This is a genomic window from Tibeticola sp., assembly GCF_022759015.1.
Taxonomy (GTDB): Bacteria; Pseudomonadota; Gammaproteobacteria; order Burkholderiales; family Burkholderiaceae_C; genus Tibeticola; species Tibeticola sediminis.
In genome coordinates this window covers 1-5198 of sequence record NZ_JAEMQB010000145.1, presented here as the reverse complement: position 1 = coordinate 5198, position 5198 = coordinate 1, and the positions used below count along the sequence as shown (strand labels likewise).

Annotated in this window: 4 protein-coding genes; all 4 read left to right on the top strand. The window is 69.6% G+C overall.

What is annotated here, in order from left to right; translation table 11 throughout:
* Positions 1-93 precede the first annotated feature (93 nt).
* The gene (gene gspN / locus JHC36_RS09260; RefSeq protein WP_287918447.1) at positions 94-936 is read left to right on the top strand and encodes a type II secretion system protein N; all 843 of its coding nucleotides are present in this window, start codon (positions 94-96) and stop codon (positions 934-936) included.
* 34 nt (positions 937-970) lie between these two features.
* The gene (gene gspD / locus JHC36_RS09255; RefSeq protein ID WP_287918445.1) at positions 971-3142 is read left to right on the top strand and encodes a type II secretion system secretin GspD; all 2172 of its coding nucleotides are present in this window, start codon (positions 971-973) and stop codon (positions 3140-3142) included.
* A gap of 23 nt (positions 3143-3165) precedes the next feature.
* A complete protein-coding gene (gene gspE, locus JHC36_RS09250; protein ID WP_287918443.1) occupies positions 3166-4590 on the top strand; it encodes a type II secretion system ATPase GspE in 1425 nt (474 codons plus the stop codon).
* Between the two features lie 14 nt (positions 4591-4604).
* Positions 4605-5198 (top strand): type II secretion system F family protein (locus tag JHC36_RS09245; RefSeq protein ID WP_287918442.1); only part of this gene is annotated, 594 nt, incomplete at its 3' end.

Sequence of the window (5198 nt, the reverse complement as noted above, 5' to 3'; positions counted from 1 at the left end):
GGTACAGGCCAAGCTCGAGCGGGCCGCCACGCCGGGCCTGGCGCGCTGGAGCGGCACGCTCGGATTTGCGCTGAGTGAGGAGTGAACCCCGCCATGGCCCCGCGTTCATCCAGCACCCCCGGGCGTTTGGGCCGTTTCGGCGCCACGCCACACCCCACCGGTCGGCGCGCGGCATGGGCGGGCGCGGTTGCGGGCGGCTTGGTCGGAACCCGCGCGGGCCTGGCCATCGCAGCACCGGCCTCCTGGGCGGCGCAAGCCGTCGAAGCCGCCTCGGGCGGACGGGTGCGGCTGCACGCGCCCCTGGGCACGCTGTGGAACGGCTCGGCCTCGCTCGCCCTGCATGACGAGGCGAGCGGCCGCGGCAGCGCGGCGCTGCCCGGGCGCATCCACTGGCAACTGCGCGCGCAGGGCACGGGGCTCCAACTGGCGCTGAACGCCGACTGCTGCACGCCCGAGCCGCTGCGGCTTCGCTTGGCCTGGGGTTGGCGGCAGCTTCGGGTCCGCCTCGAGCCGCTGGTGCAGCCTGCGCGCTGGCCGGCGCAGCTCTTGAGCGGCTTGGGGGCGCCCTGGAATACGCTACAACCCGAAGGGCAAATCGCGCTGGCCAGCCCCGGCTTCGAGATGCACTGGGCCTCGGGGCGTCTGCGCCTGGACGGCCGCGTCGACCTCGAATTGAGCGACCTCGCGACGCGCGTCTCGCCGCTGCGGCCACTGGGCAGCTACCGGCTGGTGTTGCGCGGCGGCGAGGTTCCCGCCCTGGACTTGAGCACCGTTTCCGGCCCGCTGCAACTCGAGGGCAGCGGCAGTTGGAACGGCGCGCAGCTGCGGTTTCGGGGAACGGCGCAGGCGGCCCCGGGGTCGGAAACCGCGCTGTCCAACCTCTTGAACCTGTTGGGGCGCCGCGAGGGCCCCCGCGCGATCCTCTCCCTGGGCTAGGGCAGCCTTTGACCGTATTCCTTTGAGCGCAAAGATGGACATCCGAATCGACTCTCTTCTCTTCCGACGGACACGGTCCCTGACGTGGGCGGCGATCGCTCTCGCGCTCGCTTGGGGCGCGGCTTCGGCGGGCGCACAAACCAGCAGCGCGCTGCGCAGCGCCGAGCCCGTGGTCCTCAACTTCCAGGGCGCGGAGATCGAAGCCGTCGCGCGCACGCTGGCCACGCTCAGCGGTCGCCAGGTCGTGGTGGACCCGCGCGTCAAAGGCACGATCACGCTGATCAGCGAACGCCCGGTGACGCCGGCGGCCGCGTGGAACCAGTTCGTCGCCGCACTGCGCTTGCAAGGGCATACCGTGGTCGAATCCGAGGGGCTCTACAAGGTCGTTCCCGAAGGCGACGCGAAGGTGCAAACCGGTGTGGTGGGCGCGGGCTCGGTGCCGTCGAGCGTGGGCGGGCAGGTGATCACGCAGATCTTTTTCCTGCGGCATGAATCGGCCAACAACCTGCTGCCGGTGCTGCGGCCGCTGATCACGCCGGCCAACACCATCAATGTGAATCCGGGCAACAACAGCCTCGTCATCACCGACTACGCGGACAACCTGCGCCGACTGGGACGCATCATCGCCGCGATGGATCAGCCCAACGCGACCGACGTGGAAGTCATGGCGCTCAAACATGCGATTGCCAGCGAGCTCGCCCCCTTGGTGACCCGGCTGGTCGAGACGAGCGCCACCGCCACGAGCGCGCCGGGTGCCGCCGCGGCCGACAGCGGCCCGCGGCTTGCCATCCTTGCCGAGCCGCGCAGCAACGCGCTGATCGTGCGTGCGCCCAATGCCGCGCGCCTGGCGCTGATCCGCTCACTCGTCGAAAAGCTCGACCAACCCGCAGCGGGCGCGGACGCCAAAGCGCCCGCGGCAGGGAACATCCATGTCGTCTATTTGAAGAACGCCGATGCGACCAAGCTCGCTGCGACCTTGCGCGCGGCGATTTCCGGTGAGGCGCGCGGTGCTTCGACGCCGGCCGCGTCGAGCGGCTCTGCGGCGAGTACCGCCCTGACCACCGCGACCGCCACCACCACCGCCCCGGGCACGCGTTCGAGCGCCGCCACCGAGGCGACCACCGGCGGCCAGATCCAAGCCGATGCGGCCACCAACGCGCTCATCATCACCGCGCCCGAGCCGCTCTACCGCCAACTGCGCGCGGTGATCGACCAGCTCGATGCGCGGCGCGCGCAGGTGTTCGTCGAAAGCCTCATCGCCGAAGTGAACGCCGACAAGGCGGCGGAATTCGGCATTCAGTGGCAAGGGCCGATCGGCAAGAAAGGTGACGGCGTGGTCGGGCTGCTGGGGACGAACTTCAGCATCGGCGGTGCCAACATCATCGAACTCGCCGCGCAGAGCGCGAGCAACCCGAAGGCACCCTCGACCGGCCTCAACTTCGGGCTCGCGCAGCGCACCAACGGCATCTATGTGCTGGGCTTTCTCGCGCGCTTCCTGCAAGCCAATGGCGACGGCAACATCCTCTCAACGCCCAATCTGCTGACGCTCGACAACGAAGAGGCCAAGATCGTCATCGGCCAAAACGTGCCTTTCGTGACCGGCCAATACACCAACAACAACAGCGGTGGCAACGGCGCGGTCAATCCTTTTCAGACGATCGAGCGCAAGGACGTGGGCCTGACGCTGCGGGTCAAACCCCAGGTCAGCGAGAGCGGCACGGTGAAGCTGCAGATCTTCCAGGAAGTGTCGAGCGTCGCGCCGAGTTCGATCAATTCGCCCACGGGGCTGATCACCAACAAGCGTTCGATCGAATCCACCGTGCTGGTCGAAGACGGCGGCATCGTGGTGCTCGGCGGTTTGCTGCAGGATGAATACGCCGACAACGAGGAAAAAGTGCCCGGCCTCGGGGACGTGCCACTGTTGGGCAACCTGTTCAAGAGCCAGACGCGCAGCCGCAAGAAGACCAATCTGATGGTGTTCCTGCGCCCCGTGGTGCTGCGCGACGCGCAAAGCACCGACAGTCTATCGATGGACCGCTACGAACTCATGCGCGGCACCCAAGGCGCGGTGCAGCCGATGGAGTCGGCCGTGGTGCCCGTCAACGCCGCGCCCATGCTGCCGCCGCGGGGCGCACAGCCGCGCGCCAGCGCGCCGGCCGCTGCCCCCGCAGGCTCGGCGCCGCAGCCGGTCTCGGGCGAGCGCTGAAGCGCACACAGCCGAGGTTTGCGATGCGCTACCCCCTGCCCTACGCCTACGCCCGCGCGCACCAGTTGCTGCTCGAAGCCGAGGGCGAACGCGCGACGCTGTGGATCTCGGACGCGCCCGACTGGTGCGCCGTGGGTGAAGTCCAACGCAAGCACGGCCAGAGCCTGCCGATCGCCTTGGCCCGGCTCGACGCGACGGCGCTGGCGCAACGCATCAGCGCCGCCTATGCCGAGGGGGAGTCGAGCGCAGCGGCGGTGGTGAGCGAGGTGGAGAGCGACGCCGACCTCTCGCGCCTGATGCAGGAGCTGCCCGCGGTCGAAGATTTGCTCGAAGCCAGCGACGACGCGCCCATCATCCGCATGCTCAACGCGCTGCTGACCCAGGCCGCGCGCGACGGCGCGAGTGACATTCACATCGAACCCTATGAGCGCAGCTCCAGCGTGCGCTTTCGCGTCGATGGCACGCTGCGCGAGGTGGTGCGGCCCAACCGCGCGCTGCATGGGGCCCTGATCTCGCGCCTGAAGATCATGGCCGAACTCGATATTGCCGAAAAACGCCTGCCGCAGGACGGCCGCATCTCGCTGCGCATCGGCACGCGCGCGGTGGACGTGCGCGTCTCCACACTGCCGAGCGCGCACGGCGAGCGCGCGGTGCTGCGCCTGCTCGACAAGTCCGAGAGCCGGCTCACGCTCGAAGCCGTGGGCATGCAGGGGGATGTGCTCGAGCGCTTCACGCAGCTCATCGCGCAGCCGCACGGAATTCTGCTCGTCACCGGCCCCACCGGCAGCGGCAAGACCACCACGCTGTACGCCGCGCTGCAGCGGCTCGATGCGGCCACGCTCAACATCATGACGGTGGAAGACCCGATCGAGTATGAGCTGCCCGGAATCGGCCAAACGCAAGTGAACCCGAAGATCGAGCTCGACTTCGCCCGTGCGCTGCGGGCCATCCTGCGCCAGGACCCGGACGTGATCATGATCGGCGAGATCCGCGACCATGAAACGGCGCAGATCGCCATCCAAGCCAGCCTCACCGGCCACCTGGTGCTCGCCACGCTGCACACCAACGACGCGGCGAGCGCGGTCACGCGGCTGACGGACATGGGCGTCGAGCCTTTCTTGCTGAGTTCGTCGCTGCTGGGCGTACTCGCGCAGCGCCTGGTGCGCCGGCTCTGCGCGCATTGCAAGCGACAAGACGCCGAGGGCGCCTGGCACCCCGTGGGTTGCGCCGAGTGCGGGCACACGGGCTATGCCGGCCGCACCGGCATCTTTGAGTTGCTGGTGGCCGACGAGGCGATCCGCGCGCTCATCCACGCGCAAGCCGGAGAAGCCGAAATCCGCGCCGCGGGCCTCGCCGCCGGTATGCGGCTGATGCGCGAGGACGGCGAGCGGCTCGTGGCCAGCGGTGTCACCAGCCGTGAAGAACTGCTGCGCGTGACGCGCGACTGAACGCATCCGACGCCATGCCCGCTTACCGCTACGAGGCGCTCGACGCCGACGGCAAAACCCGCAAGGGTATCGTGGAGGCCGACACGGCCCGCGCCGCGCGCGGCCTGTTGCGCGGGCAGCAGCTGGTGCCGCTCTCGGTCGAGCCGGTCGCGAGCGCCGAGGCCGAGGCCCCGGGTCGCGCCGCTTGGTGGAGCCCACGGGTGTTCACACCGACCACGCTCGCCATCTGGACGCGCCAGCTCGCGGGCTTGGTGAGCGCCGGCCTGCCGCTCGAGCGTGCCTTGAGCGCACTCGCCGAGGAAGCCGAAGATGAGCCCACCCGCGCGCTGGCGGCAGCCCTGCGCGCCGAGGTCCATGCGGGCGCAAGCTTTGCTGCGGCGCTGGCGCGTCATCCGCGGGCCTTTCCCGAGGTCTACCGCGCGGTGGTCGCCGCCGGCGAACAAAGCGGCCAGCTCGGCGCCGTGCTCGAGCGCCTGGCCGACGATCTGGAACAGCGCCAGGCCTTGCGTGCCAAGCTGCTCGGCGCCGCGCTCTACCCCGCGATCGTGACGGTGATCGCGCTCTTCATCGTGGTGTTTCTCGTGACCTACGTCGTGCCGCAGGTCGCG